General features: G+C 67.8%; 15 protein-coding genes. 7 read left to right on the forward strand and 8 right to left on the reverse strand.

What is annotated here, in order from left to right:
• Positions 1-70 precede the first annotated feature (70 nt).
• On the forward strand, positions 71-1,279 hold the full coding sequence (locus tag OSB52_RS00175) for a serine/threonine-protein kinase (RefSeq protein ID WP_266059565.1): 1,209 nt from the start codon (positions 71-73) through the stop codon (positions 1,277-1,279).
• Positions 1,280-1,298: 19 nt separating this feature from the next.
• Here OSB52_RS00175 and OSB52_RS00180 read toward each other — a convergent pair whose 3' ends face one another.
• Both OSB52_RS00180 and OSB52_RS00185 read right to left on the reverse strand, forming a co-directional pair.
• Positions 1,299-1,976, reverse strand: a complete 678-nt coding sequence (locus tag OSB52_RS00180; RefSeq protein WP_277614772.1) for a LuxR C-terminal-related transcriptional regulator — start codon at positions 1,974-1,976, stop codon at positions 1,299-1,301.
• A 2-nt stretch (positions 1,977-1,978) separates the two neighbouring features.
• Positions 1,979-3,265 carry an ATP-binding protein gene (locus OSB52_RS00185; RefSeq protein WP_235723757.1) on the reverse strand — a complete coding sequence of 429 codons (1,287 nt, stop codon included), beginning with the start codon at positions 3,263-3,265 and terminating at the stop codon, positions 1,979-1,981.
• Between the two features lie 168 nt (positions 3,266-3,433).
• On the opposite strand from OSB52_RS00185, the gene OSB52_RS00190 reads away from it, so the two are divergent.
• Together OSB52_RS00190 and OSB52_RS00195 are read left to right on the forward strand one after the other, a co-directional pair.
• Positions 3,434-4,882 carry a PspC domain-containing protein gene (locus OSB52_RS00190; RefSeq protein ID WP_308203644.1) on the forward strand — a complete coding sequence of 483 codons (1,449 nt, stop codon included), beginning with the start codon at positions 3,434-3,436 and terminating at the stop codon, positions 4,880-4,882.
• A complete protein-coding gene (locus tag OSB52_RS00195) occupies positions 4,879-5,109 on the forward strand; it encodes a hypothetical protein (RefSeq protein ID WP_235723712.1) in 231 nt (76 codons plus the stop codon). Before OSB52_RS00190 ends, OSB52_RS00195 begins: the two co-directional genes overlap by 4 nt.
• A gap of 24 nt (positions 5,110-5,133) precedes the next feature.
• On the opposite strand, the gene guaA is transcribed toward OSB52_RS00195, so the two are convergent.
• The gene (gene guaA / locus OSB52_RS00200) at positions 5,134-6,726 is read right to left on the reverse strand and encodes a glutamine-hydrolyzing GMP synthase (protein ID WP_266059567.1); all 1,593 of its coding nucleotides are present in this window, start codon (positions 6,724-6,726) and stop codon (positions 5,134-5,136) included.
• 43 nt (positions 6,727-6,769) lie between these two features.
• Here guaA and OSB52_RS00205 point away from each other — a divergent pair, with 43 nt between their 5' ends.
• The 3 genes from OSB52_RS00205 to OSB52_RS00215 are packed head-to-tail and all read left to right on the forward strand — an operon-like array spanning position 6,770 to position 8,682.
• The gene (locus OSB52_RS00205) at positions 6,770-7,381 is read left to right on the forward strand and encodes a biotin transporter BioY (protein WP_266059569.1); all 612 of its coding nucleotides are present in this window, start codon (positions 6,770-6,772) and stop codon (positions 7,379-7,381) included.
• Positions 7,382-7,408: 27 nt separating this feature from the next.
• A complete protein-coding gene (locus OSB52_RS00210; RefSeq protein ID WP_266059571.1) occupies positions 7,409-8,083 on the forward strand; it encodes an energy-coupling factor ABC transporter ATP-binding protein in 675 nt (224 codons plus the stop codon).
• Positions 8,080-8,682 (forward strand): energy-coupling factor transporter transmembrane component T family protein, encoded by a 603-nt coding sequence (locus OSB52_RS00215; RefSeq protein WP_266059572.1) that lies wholly within the window; start codon positions 8,080-8,082, stop codon positions 8,680-8,682. The genes OSB52_RS00210 and OSB52_RS00215 overlap by 4 nt, the downstream gene beginning before the upstream one ends.
• 81 nt (positions 8,683-8,763) lie before the next feature.
• On the opposite strand, the gene OSB52_RS00220 is transcribed toward OSB52_RS00215, so the two are convergent.
• Together OSB52_RS00220 and guaB are read right to left on the reverse strand one after the other, a co-directional pair.
• Entirely contained in the window at positions 8,764-9,924 is a 1,161-nt protein-coding gene (locus OSB52_RS00220) for a GuaB3 family IMP dehydrogenase-related protein (protein ID WP_266059574.1), read from the reverse strand.
• A gap of 68 nt (positions 9,925-9,992) precedes the next feature.
• The gene (gene guaB, locus OSB52_RS00225; protein ID WP_235723706.1) at positions 9,993-11,504 is read right to left on the reverse strand and encodes an IMP dehydrogenase; all 1,512 of its coding nucleotides are present in this window, start codon (positions 11,502-11,504) and stop codon (positions 9,993-9,995) included.
• 136 nt (positions 11,505-11,640) lie between these two features.
• On the opposite strand from guaB, the gene OSB52_RS00230 reads away from it, so the two are divergent.
• Complete coding sequence (locus OSB52_RS00230; protein WP_266059576.1) at positions 11,641-12,030, forward strand: DUF5319 domain-containing protein; 390 nt, start codon at positions 11,641-11,643, stop codon at positions 12,028-12,030.
• Between the two features lie 155 nt (positions 12,031-12,185).
• On the opposite strand, the gene OSB52_RS00235 is transcribed toward OSB52_RS00230, so the two are convergent.
• The 3 genes from OSB52_RS00235 to OSB52_RS00245 all read right to left on the reverse strand — a co-directional run bounded on the left by OSB52_RS00235 (position 12,186) and on the right by OSB52_RS00245 (position 14,446).
• Positions 12,186-13,121, reverse strand: coding sequence for an anti-sigma-D factor RsdA (locus OSB52_RS00235; protein ID WP_266059577.1), 936 nt, complete (start codon positions 13,119-13,121; stop codon positions 12,186-12,188).
• The gene (shbA, locus tag OSB52_RS00240; RefSeq protein WP_235723703.1) at positions 13,105-13,692 is read right to left on the reverse strand and encodes an RNA polymerase sigma factor ShbA; all 588 of its coding nucleotides are present in this window, start codon (positions 13,690-13,692) and stop codon (positions 13,105-13,107) included. Before shbA ends, OSB52_RS00235 begins: the two co-directional genes overlap by 17 nt.
• 91 nt (positions 13,693-13,783) lie before the next feature.
• Entirely contained in the window at positions 13,784-14,446 is a 663-nt protein-coding gene (locus tag OSB52_RS00245) for a hypothetical protein (RefSeq protein ID WP_266059578.1), read from the reverse strand.
• Positions 14,447-14,723 lie beyond the last annotated feature (277 nt).

Consider the following 14,723-nt stretch of genomic DNA (forward strand, 5'->3'; position numbering starts at 1 on the left):
GTCGAACATATGTGCGATGACGCTGTCAAGCGTCGCACCCTGTCTCGACGGCACGACTATCATGCAGCCTATGCCGACCACCCCGGACCACCATCGCACGCCCGGTCCCCAGTATCTGGTCGCCGGACGGTATCGATTGCGGTCACGCATAGGCGGCGGCGGCATGGGCACGGTCTGGCTGGCCCGCGATCAGCTGTTCGACCGGGACGTCGCGGTCAAGCAAGTGGTCTCCACCGAGGGCCTCAGCGAAGAAACCGCCGAGAACATCCGACAACGCGCCATGCGCGAGGGTCGGATAGCCGCCAAACTCGTCCATCGCAACGCCATCGCGATGCACGACGTCGCCCTCGACAGCGGTGAGCCCTGGCTGGTGATGGAGTATCTCCCATCCCGCAGCGTCGCGCAGATCCTGCACACCACAAAGACTCTCGATGTACGACAAGCGGCGCAGATCGGCGCCCAGGTGGCCGACGCCATGGCCACCGCACACACCGCCGGCATCATCCACCGTGACATCAAACCGGGCAATCTGCTCGTGACCACCACCGGCCGCACCGCCGGTCTGGTCAAGATCACCGACTTCGGGATCTCCCGCCTCAAGGACGAGGTCAGTCTGCACGGCTCCGGTGTGATCACCGGGACGCCGGCATACTTCGCACCCGAGGTTGCCCGTGGCGCCGAACCCACCGAGGCGTCGGATGTGTATTCACTCGGCGCAACGGTCTACACCCTGGTCGAGGGACAACCGCCGTTCGGCGTAGACGACGATTCACTTGCCCTGCTGCACAAGGTCGCTCGCGCCCGCATCAACCCGATGACGCGGGCCGGCGCAGTCGAGCCGGTACTGCTACGGCTGCTGGAACCGAGCCCGTCGCGGCGACCGACCATGGCCCAGGCACGCGACCTGCTCGCCGAAGTCGCTGCGGGTGAACGTGGTTCGGTCCGCCACGTGCTGACCAGCCCGATCACCACACCGGATGGCGGACTGCCCACATGGGCCCAGCGATCGCCGCGTCCACCACGAACGCATCCCACCGGCACCCACCTCCCGGTCGGGGGACCGCTGCCGGCCCGACCGCCCGCTGCCTCCCCGCACGCCGACGACCGAGTGTCGGCGGTGTCGACGGCAACAGAATCCGGGACCCATCAGCCCTCGGACCGGACCGGGCTGGGGCGCTCAGGCCCGTCGGGATTGTCGCCGACGATGCTCGCCGTCGGCATCGGTGCGGTCCTCGCGCTGATCGTCGTGGTGGTGCTGATCCTCGTCGTAGCCGGGTGAACGGCCCGGAGTGCTGGGGCTAGCCGATGTGGCGGGTGGCCGCCCATCGGGTCAACGCGTTTCGGTTGGACTGTTGGGTCTTGCGCAACACATTGGAGGCATGCGTCTCGACCGTCTTGATCGAGATGAACAGCTCGTCGGCGATCTCCCGGTAGGTGTAACCGCGCGCCAGCAGCCGTAGCACCTCGAGTTCCCGCTTGGTCAGCGAGTCGAGTTCCGGATCGAGAGGCGGCTCGGGCGCAGCGGACTTGCCGGTGAACGAGTCGAGCACGAATCCGGCCAGGCGCGGACTGAACACCGCATCCCCATCGGAGACCCTCCGCACGGCGTCGGCGAGCGCCGCCCCGTCGATGGTCTTGGTGACATAGCCACGCGCACCGGCCCGGATCGTCGCGATGACATCCTCGGCGGCGTCGGACACGCTGAGCGCCAAGAACACCGGCGGCGGGCCATCGGTGATCGCGTCGGTGACCCCACGCAACACGGCCACCCCTCCGCCCGACGGCATGTGCACGTCGAGCAGAACGACGTCGGGCGCTACGGCGAGGATGCCCGCCACCGCCTCGGCCACCGTGCCCGCCTCGCCCGCGATCGCCAGACCCGGCTCCGAGGACAGCTCGGCTCGCACGCCGGAACGAAACACCGCATGGTCGTCGACCAGAAAGATCCGACACACCGCCGCGTCCGTGGATTCCATCGTCACGATGCCTCCCTGGTCTGTCCTGCGTCGAGATGTGAGGGCCGGCCCGCGCCACTTGTATTGTCTGCGGTTCCGGCCGAACCCGTCTGTCCGGCACCCTTATCCACCGAACCGCCGTCGGGATCGGCGTGTCCCCCACCGGATTCGCGGGGCATCACGAGCCGGACGTTGGTGCCACGTCCGGGCGCCGAATCGATGGTGGCCTCCCCGTCTGCGCGATGCATCCGGGCGGTGATCGAACGGGTGATGCCGTGCCGATCGCCATCGACGAGTTCGGGGTCGAAACCGATGCCCCGATCGCGCACGAACACCTCGACCTGGTCGTCGGTCACCTCCCCGTAGACATCCACCTTGCGCTCCCCGGAATGCTTGGCGGCGTTGATCAAGGCCTCGCGTGTCGCCGCCACCAACGCCGCCCAGCGGCGTCGCTGCGCAGCGGGTTCATCCTCCGGGCGCAGGTCGCCGACCGTGATCACGTCGACCTCGATGCCGTAGTGGTCCTCGACCTCCGCGCCGACCTCCTGCAAACTCGCCGACAGCGAACCCGCGCGTTGGGCGGGATCACCGAACAACCAGCCGCGCAGTTCACGTTCCTGACTTCGCGCGAGCCGGGCGACCTCCTCCGGTCTGCCCGCCTGCTTCTGTATCAACGCGAGCGTCTGCAACACGGAGTCGTGCAGATGCGAGGCGATCTCCTCGCGTTCGGCGTTACGGATGCGTGCGGCCCGTTCCTCGTTGAGCGCACGCCACATCCGCATCCACAGTGGCACGGTCAGCAGTACCACCCCGATCAGGGTGGCGACCACCGCGAGCAACGTCGTCGACAACCCCCCGAACGACCGGTCGCCGGCCAGCACGATCACCACCAGACCGCCGATCACCAACAATGCGCCGCCGATGAAGCGCGTCCAGGTGAGCAACGGGGTGCGGGGTGTGCTGTGCGAGGTGTCGAACTCCCGCCACACGAGGCTCGCACCGATCACCACGAAGACGAACGGGACCAGATAGGCCGCCGGTGTGCCGGAGGTGGCGAAGCCGACCACCGACATCGCGACCAGCCCGACCAGCGCGAGGCCATAGGCCTGCCGACGCTCACCAGGTCCGGGCGGTGCGGTGTCGCGACCGGGCGGACAGAAGAACCACAGCAGCCCGTAGGCGAGCACACCGGCTCCGGCGAGCGCGGCGAGCACCATGAACACCACCCGCACGCGAAAGGCGTCCACACCGAGGTGATCGGCGATGCCTCCCGCGACCCCGGCGATGACCCGACCGCCGTCGCGACGCATCAGTCGCGGCGTCGGCAACTGGGCCGACGTCGACGGGCTCGAGGCCGCGGGCACGGGGGAACCACTCACACCTCGATAGTGGCACGACCGACCCGCCCCGCACATCAGGGACTTTCTCAGGGTCCTCCCCCGATGTGGTGGCACGTCCGAGTCGCCACGATGGAGACCATGGACACCAAGCAGTTCGAGGGGTTGTGGGCGACCCGGCCGATTCGACCGAGCACCAACCGCACCGTCGCCGGTGTGTGTGCCGGCATCGGCGCGCGGTACCGCGTCGACCCGACGCTGGTCAAGATCGCATTCGTGGTGGCGACGCTGTTCGGCGGTAGCGGCCTCGTGCTGTACATCGCCGCGTGGGTGGCCACGCCGAGTGAGAACAAGCAGCACGACGAGCTCGGCTCGATTCGGCACGGCGAGTTCATCCACGGCCCCACGCAACAGCATTCGCGCCATCGGCGTCACCGCAATCCACAGCTGATCCTGCTGATCGTGCTCGCGATCATCGTGCTCACCTCATTCGGCCCCAACACCACGTGGAGTTATGGTGGCCTCCTCGGCGCAGCACTGATGCTGCTGGGCTGGTGGCTGCTCTACCAGCGCACACCGGAACCGCCGGCGGGCACCAGCGTCGACACTCATCACCCGGTCACGCCCGACGTGGTCGCGGCCCGCACCGATGGCCCACTGCAGCCGTGGATTCCACGGGCGATGATGACCGGTCCGAGCGGTGCCGCTCCCGCCACCCCGACGAACTCCCCCGGTTCTGCCGCACCACCCGCAGGTCCGTCGACCTCTCCTCCCGGGCAATCGGCGTTCGGGCCCGGGGCATTCACGGCCGGAGCACCTGACGTCGCCTCCCAACGCGCTTCCGGCACAGGGCCTGCCGCCCCGACCGACACCGGACCGGCAGAGGTTTTCGCGACCGACGAGTTGCGCCGTACCCCACCGGCCTGGGATCCGCTGGGCACCGCCCGCTTCGCCTGGGATCTGCCCGAACCCGCCACCGAACAGGCGATCGACCATCGCTCGCAACGCCGTTCGCCGCTGACCCTCGTGGTGATCGGCCTCGCGGTGATCGTCGCCGCGGCCGGTGCCGCACTGCATCAGGTCGGCGTCGACTGGTTCACCCCGGCACGCATCGTCTCGATGGCCCTCGCGGTGGTGGGTGGCGGCCTGATCTATGCGGGTCTACGCCGTCGCAACGCCGGCGGGCACAGTGCCGGGTTGGTGCCGATCGCCCTGATCCTGGGCGTCGCCGTTATCGCGACCACCAGTATCGGACATCTGAACCTGCCGTCGGGAGGCGTCGGTGAGCGGACGTGGACACCGATCGCGGAATCCGACATCGACGACGCGTATTCCCTCACGATGGGCAAGATGGTGCTCGACCTGCGCGGTGTGGACATCACCGCCGATCGCACCGTGGAACTGCGAAACGGCGTCGGCGAGATCGAGGTACTGGTGGGCGAGAACACCAACATAAGCGCCAACTGCGATGCGAACGTCGGCGACTATGTCTGCCCAGACGGACTCGACGGCGGCCGCGACGGTACCGACGGACCCGTGCTCACCATCGATGCGCACACCAACGTGGGACATGTGGAGGTGACCCGATGAACGACGACGACACCGATCTCCGCACCACCGGAAGCAGCGATACCCGGCACCGTGCGCCAGGTCTGGTCCTACTCGGGATCGCCGCCCTGTCGGTCGCGGCGTGGGGACTGGCCGGTGGCCCGGACCTACCGTCGGCCGGCGACCTCGGCTGGATCGCGGTCGCCACCGGCCTGGTGATCGGCCTGCTGCTCATCGTCACCGGCGCACGGTCGTCACGACGACGATGACCCATCGGTCGCCATCGACCGGAGTCACTCCCACTCGATGGTGCCCGGCGGCTTGCTCGTGACGTCGAGAACCACCCGGTTCACGTCGGGCACCTCGTTGGTGATGCGGGTCGAGATGAGTTCGAGCACCTCGTAGGGCACCCGGGTCCAGTCCGCGGTCATCGCGTCCTCACTGGACACCGGGCGCAGCACGATCGGATGGCCATACGTGCGACCGTCGCCCTGCACCCCCACACTGCGCACATCGGCCAGCAACACCACCGGGCACTGCCAGATCTGACCGTCGAGGCCGGCGGCGGTGAGTTCCTCGCGGGCGATGAGGTCGGCCTTGCGCAACATCGCCAGACGATCGGCGGTGACCTCGCCGACGATCCGGATGGCCAGGCCCGGACCTGGGAAGGGCTGGCGCCCCACGATCTCCTCGGGCAGACCTAGTTCCCGCCCGACCGCCCGGACCTCATCTTTGAACAGCAGCCGCAAAGGCTCGACCAGCGAGAACTCCAGATCCTCGGGGAGGCCACCGACGTTGTGGTGACTCTTGATGTTGGCCGTACCGCTCCCGCCACCGGACTCGACGACATCGGGGTACAAGGTCCCCTGGACCAGGTACTCGACCTTGGCACCATCGGACGCGTGATCACCGAGCACGTCGGTGACCGCACCTTCGAAGGATCTGATGAACTCGCGACCGATGATCTTGCGTTTGGTCTCCGGGTCGCTGACACCGGCGAGTTCGGACAAGAAGGTGTCGGCCGCGTCCACGGTGACGAGCTTCGCGCCGGTCGCGCCGACGAAATCGTGCTGTACCTGCTCCCGCTCGCCTGCCCGCAACAACCCGTGGTCAACGAACACGCAGGTCAATCGATCGCCGATGGCCCGCTGCACCAAGGCAGCCGCCACCGCGGAGTCGACGCCGCCCGACAGTCCGCAAATGGCCAATCCGTCGCCGATCTGATCGGCCACCGCGTCGATGAGCGCATCGGCGATGTTGGCCGCGGTCCAGGTCGCCTCGAGGCCGGCGATCTCGTAGAGAAAGCGCGTCAGCACCTGCTGACCGTGGGGCGTGTGCAGTACCTCCGGGTGATACTGGACACCCGCCATTTGACGGTCGACGCACTCGAACGCGGCCACCGGCGCGCCCGGGGTCGATCCGGTGACGATGAAACCCTCCGGGGGCTGCTGCACCGCATCGTTGTGGCTCATCCACACCGGCTGCGTCTCGGTCAGTCCCTCGTGCAGCACTCCGTCACCGGTCACCGTCAGCGTGGTCCGACCGAACTCACGCCCGCCGGTGTTGGCCACCTCGCCACCGAGCTGGCGGGCCATGGCCTGAAACCCGTAGCAGATGCCGAACACCGGGACCCCCAGGTCGAAGACACCCGGGTCGAGGGCGGGCGCATCTTCGGCGTACACCGACGCCGGCCCACCCGACAGGATCAGTGCCAGCGGTTTGCGGGCCTCGAACTCCGCGAGCGGCGCGTCGTGCGAGATGACCTCCGAATAGATCCGCGCCTCACGCACCCGCCGGGCGATCAGCTGCGCGTACTGCGCACCGAAGTCGATGACGAGCACCGGGCGAGGACCGTCGGGAAGGGGTGCGGAAGAAGAATCTGTCACCCCAGGGAGTTTAGTGATCAACGTCGCCAGACATAATGCAGGCATGTCTTCGACCACCGGCGCGCCATCATCCTCACGCCGTTTTTCACTGTCGGTGGCCGATCTGACGCAGGCCGCCGTGTTCGCCGCGCTGATCGCGGCCCTCGGACTACCTGGCACCATCACCATCGGGGCCTCGGGTGTGCCCATCACCCTGCAGACCCTCGGTGTGATGCTGGCGGGTTCCATCCTCGGCCCCCGCAAGGGCACGCTCGCGGTGATCATCTTCGCCGTACTGGCTATCGCCGGGCTACCCATCCTGGCCGGTGGACGCAGCGGGCTGGTCGCACTGTCCTCGCCGACGGCCGGCTTCTTCGTGGGCTTTCTGCCCGCCGTACTGGTGATCGGGCTGGCTACCGCGGCCATGATGCCGCGTTATCGCATCGTGTGGGGCGTCGGCATCAACATCGTCGGCGGCATGGTGGTGATCTACGCGTGCGGCGTCATCGGGTTGCTGCTGCGCACCGATCTGTCGCTGTGGGCGGCCATCTCCACCAACGGCATCTACATTCCCGGCGACATCGCCAAGGCTGTGATCGCGGCGCTGGTGGCCGCTCAGGTGCACCGCGCCTACCCGGGACTGATCGCCCCGATCCGGCTGCGCCGCGGCCACTGACCCGACGTCGGTGAGCGAATCAGATCGATGATCGAATTCCGTGGTGTCGGCCACGCCTACGAGGGCCGGGTCGTGCTCGACGACATCGATCTCACCCTGAGCGAGCGGCGGATCGGGATCATCGGCGCCAACGGCAGCGGCAAGTCGACCCTGGCGCGAATGATCAACGCGCTGGTGGTCCCCGACCGCGGTTCGGTGACGGTCAACGGGATCGACGCTGCCCGGGACAAACGTCGGGTCCGCAAAGAGGTCGGGTTCATCTTCAGCGATCCCGATCGACAGATCATCATGCCGACCGTCATCGAGGACATCGAGCTCTCCCTCACCCGTACCGTCCGCGACCGCGCTGAGCGGTCGTCGCGCGCCGCGGCGGTGCTCGCGCAGTTCGGGCTGGCCGATCACGCCGACCACCCCGCACACCGGCTCTCGGGTGGCCAAAAACAGCTACTCGCGCTGGCCTCGGTGCTCGTGACCGGGCCATCGGTGCTGGTCGCCGACGAACCGACCACGCTGCTGGATCTCCGCAACAGCGCGATGCTGCGCACGGTGTTCACGACGCTGGACGAACAACTGGTGGTGCTCACACACGATCTGGACATGGTCGCCGACTACGACCGGGTCATCGTGCTCGACGAGGGCCGCGTCGTCGCCGACGACGAGCCCGCCGCGGCGGTCACCGCTTACCGTCGGCTGATGACATGACGGCCCTCGGTGTCTATCGGCCGGGTCATTCACCACTGCATCGGCTTCCTGCAGGGCTCAAACTGCTCGGGCTGGGTGCGGCGATCCTCGCCGTCAGCATCACCGTACGGACGCCGGCCGCGGTCGGGTTCCTCGCGCTCGGGGTGGTCGGCGTGTTCGCTCTCGGCGGCATCCGGCCGCGTGAGGCGTGGCGCCAGATGCGCCCGGTCGTCTGGGTGGTGGTGTTCGTCTTCGTCTTCCAGGTGATCTTCACCGATTGGCAACGTGCCCTGGTCGTCTGCGCCGTTCTCGCGGCATCGGTGGCGATGGCCGCCGCGGTCACCCTCACCACCAGGACCTCGGCGATTCTCGACGCCGTCGTCACCGCGCTTCGGCCGCTGGCCCGGCGAGGAGTGCGGGTCGATCACATCGCGCTGGCGCTGGCTCTGGCCATCAGGTCCATCCCGCTCATGGTCGAGGTGGTGGCGCAGGTCGACGAGGCCCGCAAGGCGCGCGGGTTGCGTCCCGGCGCACGGATTCTCGTCGCGCCGGTGGTCATCGCGGCGCTACGTACCGCCGACGGGTTCGCCGACACGCTGATCGCCCGCGGCCTCGACTGACCCGCCGACCGTACCCGCGCCGAGCCGCTCGCCTCCCGCGCTACCGCACCCGGAGCCAACCGCGTGATCACGGATTACTGCTCAGACGTGGACGGTCAGGCCCACCTTCTGGAATTCCTTGAGATCGCTGTAGCCGGCCTTGGCCATCGAACGACGCAGCGCGCCGACGAGATTGAGTTCGCCGTACGGGTCCTGCGACGGCCCGTTCAGCACACACTCCAGGCTGGGCCGGTCCTCGTCGGTCGCGACCTGCAACAGAGCACCGCGTGGGGTGTCGGGGTGGGCGGCGGCCGACGGCCAGTACCACCCGCGCCCGGGCGCCTCGGCGGCGGCGGCCAGCGGTGTACCGAGAACTGCCGCGTCGGCACCACAGGCGATGGCCTTGGCGAGGTCACCGGAGGTGTGGATATCACCGTCGGCGATCACGTGCACATACCGGCCGCCGGTCTCGTCGAGGTACTCGCGCCGGGCCGCGGCCGCGTCGGCGATCGCCGTCGCCATCGGCACCCCGATGCCGAGTACCTCGCCGGTCGTGGTGGCACCCTCGGCAGAGCCGTACCCGACGATGACACCGGCCGCACCCGTGCGCATCAGATGCAGGGCGGTCCGGTGATCGTGTACGCCACCGGCGATAACCGGGATGTCGAGTTCGGCGATGAAGGTCTTCAGGTTCAACGGCTCGCGAACCTGGCCGTCGTTCGGATCCGCCTGGGCCACATGCTCGGCGGAGATGATGGTGCCATGCACGACGAGGATCTCCACACCCGCCTGCAACAGCGCCGGCGTCAGTTCGGGCGCATGCTGGGGACTCACGCGGACGGCTGTGGTGACACCCGCGTCGCGCACCGTGGCGACCGCCGCACCGAGTAGGTCGGGGTCGAGCGGTGCGGCATGCAGTTGCTGCAGCAGCCGGATCGCGGCCAACGGATCGGCGTTGTCGGTGGCCACCGCGGCCAATTCCTCGAGTTTGGCGTCCACGTCGCGGTGTCGGGCCCACAGCCCTTCACCGTTGATCACCCCGAGAGCGCCGAGGCGGCCCAGTTCGACCGCCGCCGACGGCGACACCAGGGCGTCGGTGGGATGACTCAGGATCGGTGACTCGAAGCGGTAGGCATCGATCTGCCAGGCGGTCGACACATCCTTGGACGACCGGGTCCGCCGCGACGGGACGATACTGATGTCATCGAGTTCGAACGTCCGTCGGGCCGTCCGCCCCATGCCGATGTCGACGAGGTCACGCACCGTTGCGCCTTTCTGCTACACGTTTGAGGTCGCGGTTGTGCCCCGGATCACACCGGGGCAAACGCGCGTCAGCGGGAATAGTAGTTGGGCGCTTCGGTGGTCAGTGTGATGTCGTGCGGGTGCGATTCCTTTAAACCGGCCGCGGTGATCTGGACGAAGCGGGCGTCGTGCAGATCGGTGATGCTCGACGACCCGGTGTAGCCCATCGCCGCGCGCAGGCCGCCGACGAGCTGATGGATCACCTGGCCGAGGGGCCCGCGGAAGGGGACCCGGCCCTCGATGCCTTCGGGCACCAGCTTCTCCTCGGCGAGCACGTCGTCCTGGAAGTACCGGTCCTTGGAGTACGACTTGCCCTGACCGCGCCCCTGCATCGCGCCGAGCGAGCCCATCCCCCGGTAACTCTTGAACTGCTTGCCGTTGACCAGGATCAACTCGCCGGGTGCCTCTGCGGTGCCCGCCAGCAGCGAGCCGAGCATGGCGGTCGACGCACCGGCGGCGAGCGCCTTGGCGATGTCGCCCGAGTACTGCAGACCGCCATCGGCGATGACCGGCACGTCATGCTGCTTGCAGACGGCTACCGCCTCCAGGATCGCGGTGATCTGTGGTGCCCCGACGCCCGCGACGACCCGGGTGGTGCAGATCGACCCCGGTCCCACGCCCACCTTGACGGCGTCGGCGCCGGCCTCGACGAGCGCGAGGGCCGCCTCACGGGTTGCGACATTGCCGCCGACGACCTGCACCCGGTCGCCCACCTCGGCCTTGAGCTTGGCCACCATGTCGAGGACGAGGCGGTTGTGCGCGTGCGCGGTGTCCACGATGATCACGTCGGCGCCTGCATCGGCCAGCGCCATCGCTCGATCCCATTGCGGGTCACCGGTTCCCACAGCGGCCCCGACCAGCAGACGGCCGTCGGCATCCTTGGTCGCCAACGGGTGTTGTTCGGTCTTGACGAAGTCTTTGACCGTGATCAGGCCGGTGAGTTTGCCATTGCCGTCGACGATGGGCAGCTTCTCCACCTTGTTGCGACGCAGCAAGCCGAGGGCGGCCTCCGCGGAGACCCCTTCCTGTGCGGTGATCAGCGGAGCCTTGGTCATCACCTCGGACACCGGGCGCGACTGGTCGACCTCGAAACGCATGTCACGGTTGGTGATGATGCCGACGAGTTCACCCGAACCGTCGACCACCGGGAGACCGGAGATCCGGTACCGCGCACACATCGCGTCGACCTCGGCGAGGGTGTGGGTCGGCGAGCACGTCACCGGATCGGTGACCATGCCGGCCTCCGAGCGCTTCACGGTCTCCACCTGCCCTGCCTGATCCTCGATCGACAGATTGCGGTGCAGCACGCCCATGCCACCCGCGCGCGCCATCGCGATGGCCATCCGCGCCTCGGTCACGGTGTCCATCGCCGAACTCACGAGCGGGACCTTGAGGGTGATGTCCTTGGTCACCCGCGACGAGGTGTCCACGTCGCTGGGAATGACGTCGGACGCCGAGGGCAGCAACAAGACGTCGTCGAAGGTGAGGCCGAGCATCGCGACCTTGCCGGGGTCGTCTCCACCGGTGCGCACTGCAGTCATTGCACCATGGTATCGGCACCATGGGGGTGTCCGGGCTCACCCTGCGTCGAGCCTTTCCACGTCATCGCCCACCGGGGTCGATCGACCTGTGGACGCCTTGCTCCACCGGGGTCCGATCATCGGTTACCGTGGTGTTGTGCGTGACCATCTTCCACCCGGACTGCCGCCAGATCCGTTCGCCGACGACCCCAGCGACCCGGCGTCGGCTCTCGACTCGGTGGAACCCGGCGTACCGCTCGACGAAAACGAGCGCGTCGCCGTCGAGGAGGATCTCGCCGATCTGGCGGTCTACGAAACGCTGTTGGCCCATCGTGGGGTCCGCGGCCTGGTCGTCGTGTGCGAGGACTGCCACGAGGATCACTATCACGATTGGGACATGCTGCGTGCCAACCTGCTGCAGCTGCTCATCGACGGCACCGTTCGGCCTCACGAACCGGCCGTCGATCCGCGCCCCGAGGCCTACGTCACCTGGGACTACTGCCGCGGCTACGCCGATGCGCGCGGACACATGGACGACGAGCGCTGAGAATTCCCCTCACGCCAGGTTGAGTTGCGTCCGTGCGCTATTTCAGCGCTTCATCGGGTCGCTTCGGCATCCATCCTGAGTAGGGCCCTTCGTGACGGGCCTCCGCACGCTCCGGCCCTCCTCAGAGTTCAGGGGCCAACCGGCCTCCAGGCCACTCACCACAAGAAGAACGTCGTGGTGGTGGTCGTCGTGGTGGTGACCGGCCGACTGGGCTGTCCGGTCTCATCGCCCGGCGCGGCAGTCGGCGTGGGAGTCGTGGTGGAGGTCGGCGGCTGCTCGGGCTTGGTGGTGTCGGGTTGACCGGTCGGGCTGTCCGGCGCCGACGTCGCCGGCGGATTCCCCGAACTGGGCAAGGTGACGGTCACCGAACCACTGCTCTGACGATCGAGGTCACGCGGCGGTGTGCTCGGCCCGGGCGCACCACCCACACTGCTCGATCCGCCGGGCACGGCGGCAGACGAGGCAGACGAGGCAGACGATGCGGACTTGGCCGAATCGGTGTCGGCGCGCAGTCGCTGCATCCACTCGTTCATGCGGTTACGGGTGGCGTCGTCGCGCACTGGCCCCATCTGCTGCTGCGCCTTGGCGATCAATGCAGCAGCCTGGTCGGCGTCGCCGGCTGCCATCGCGGCCTCGGCCTTCTCCAGGTCGGACTGGATGTCCATCGCCGCCTGGGTTTCATTGGCAGCTTCGGCGAAGACCACCTTCTTGACACCCCACAGCGGGTCGCCGGGAGACGATCCCTCTGCCAACACGGTGAGGCCCGCGCAGGCGATGACCACAACCGCAGCCACGCCGGAGGCCACCCGCAGGTGCCGGATGACCCCGCGCCCGCGTTCTGCGCGCTGGGACGCCGCGATCGCGGACTCGACCTCGTCGACGGTGGGCAACTCGGGCAGCGGCGCGGCGACAGCCTCGTGACGCCAGCCCGACAGTAGTTCGGCCAGCTCGTATTCGGCCTGATCCCGGGTCGGCACGGGTCGATCGTGAGACAACGACTCGATGAAATGGTCGTCCGCGTGAACCGAGGTCATGTCGATGGGATCGTTCACATCCCATCGCTGATCGGCAGGCTCATGCTCGTCGTTCATCGACCTCACCTGCCTTCCTCAGTTCGGTCCGTAGTTTTGCCAGCGCGCGGTGTTGGGCGACCCGCACCGCTCCGGGCGTACTGTCGATCGCGTCCGCGGTCTCCTCGGCCGACAATCCCACCACCAGCCGCAGCACGAGCACCTCGCGTTGCTTGTCCGGCAGGATCTCCAGCAGCGACCGCATCCTGCGGCTGCCGTCGGAATCCAGCGCCATCTGCTCGGGCCCACCGACGAACGACACGGTCTCGGGGAGCGTCTCGACCGGATCGGACTTGACCCGACCGGCCACTCGCATGGCATCGGCAACCTTGTGCGCGGCAATGCCGTACACAAAAGCCATGAACGGCCTGCCCTGGTCTTGGTACCGGGGCAGCGCGGTCATCACTGCCATCAACGCCTCCTGCGCGATATCGTCGGCGGAGAACAGGTGGCGTTCTCCGACTCCAATCCGCCCTCGGCAGTAACGCAGGATCGGATCCTGCACACTTTCGAGAACCGACGTGAGCGCTGTTCGATCGCCCTGCCCTGCGGCGCGGACGGCCTCGTCCAGCTCAACACCCGTCAGTTTCATCGTCAGTTGAGATCCCCGTGTTACATGTGTCGTGGTGTTGCTCGTGTGCTGTGTACCCACGTCACCTTAGCGATTGCCACCGAGTACCGAGTCACCCACCGGCGGTCCTCTCATCTGCAAACGGCACTCCCCGACCCACCAGTAACCCCCGAACGCGGGTGAGGTCTCCGGCCACGTCCTCATCGGCGGGATCCAGACCGTGTCGCAGCGCCAACGACGCCCATTCCAACGGCAGGAGCCCACCGGCCCGCGCGTCCGCGGTGACCTCGGCCGCACGTTGAGCGGCCACGAGCAGGTCGCCCGCCGCTGCGTGCGCTGCCGCAGCGATCAACTCGGTCTTGACCCGGTGCCGCAGGGGCGTGTCGGCGACCGTGCACAGTTCCCGGGCGTGTTGCGCGTGCTCGAGCGCCGACGCGGAGTCTGCGGAGTAGATCGCGACCTCGGCACTGACCCACTCGATGCGCAGCAGCGGCCGGCGGCCGGCCAGCCATGCGGTGTCGGCCACGTCTGCGATGCCACGTGCCCGCGCCAACAGGCGTCGCGCTGCCGCGAGGTGCACCTGCCCAAGATGATCGGCGGCCAGACCGACGAGCGCATCGAGCACTGCGGCGCGATGCGTCTGTGTCTGTGTCCGGTTGCGCGGCTCTGGTGCGCCGGACGATCCGACAAGCAGCAACGCGCGACCGTCGAGCGCGGCCGCGTTCCGATGTCGGCCCGCCTGCCGCAGAAGTGAGGCGCGCGTCGACAGTGCCAAGGACTCCAATGCCGGAGCCCCGCATCGCCGGCCGGCACGCTCAACCTCGTCGAGGATCGCGAATGCGCCGGCAGTGTGACCTATACCTCCCTGCTCAACCGCGGCAGACCACAACGCCCGGCCGTGCGCGCATTCCCCCATTTCACACCCTGTTTTTTGCGGTTCCGACATCGATGCAGAACGAGTGTAACCTGTTCTAGTTTGCATGAATTTAACCTGGTGTCACAAACATTAATTCGCCGCCCAGGTCACACAGAAATGAGCTCTGAGTTTCAAT

Source organism: Gordonia aquimaris, from assembly GCF_026262595.1.
GTDB classification, from domain to species: domain Bacteria; phylum Actinomycetota; class Actinomycetes; order Mycobacteriales; family Mycobacteriaceae; genus Gordonia; species Gordonia tangerina.

What these genes read in the sequence shown, in the direction of transcription:
- OSB52_RS00185 (WP_235723757.1), bottom strand. Translation starts at nt 3,265, where the DNA reads ATGCGTCGCGACGGCGGTCGGGTCATCGCCGGGGTCGCGGGAGGCATC.
- OSB52_RS00210 (WP_266059571.1), top strand. Translation starts at nt 7,409, where the DNA reads ATGATCGAATTCCGTGGTGTCGGCCACGCCTACGAGGGCCGGGTCGTG.
- OSB52_RS00180 (WP_277614772.1), bottom strand. Translation starts at nt 1,976, where the DNA reads ATGGAATCCACGGACGCGGCGGTGTGTCGGATCTTTCTGGTCGACGAC.
- OSB52_RS00190 (WP_308203644.1), top strand. Translation starts at nt 3,434, where the DNA reads ATGGACACCAAGCAGTTCGAGGGGTTGTGGGCGACCCGGCCGATTCGA.
- guaB (WP_235723706.1), bottom strand. Translation starts at nt 11,504, where the DNA reads ATGACTGCAGTGCGCACCGGTGGAGACGACCCCGGCAAGGTCGCGATG.
- shbA (WP_235723703.1), bottom strand. Translation starts at nt 13,692, where the DNA reads ATGAAACTGACGGGTGTTGAGCTGGACGAGGCCGTCCGCGCCGCAGGG.
- OSB52_RS00235 (WP_266059577.1), bottom strand. Translation starts at nt 13,121, where the DNA reads ATGAACGACGAGCATGAGCCTGCCGATCAGCGATGGGATGTGAACGAT.
- OSB52_RS00215 (WP_266059572.1), top strand. Translation starts at nt 8,080, where the DNA reads ATGACGGCCCTCGGTGTCTATCGGCCGGGTCATTCACCACTGCATCGG.
- OSB52_RS00195 (WP_235723712.1), top strand. Translation starts at nt 4,879, where the DNA reads ATGAACGACGACGACACCGATCTCCGCACCACCGGAAGCAGCGATACC.
- OSB52_RS00175 (WP_266059565.1), top strand. Translation starts at nt 71, where the DNA reads ATGCCGACCACCCCGGACCACCATCGCACGCCCGGTCCCCAGTATCTG.
- OSB52_RS00205 (WP_266059569.1), top strand. Translation starts at nt 6,770, where the DNA reads ATGTCTTCGACCACCGGCGCGCCATCATCCTCACGCCGTTTTTCACTG.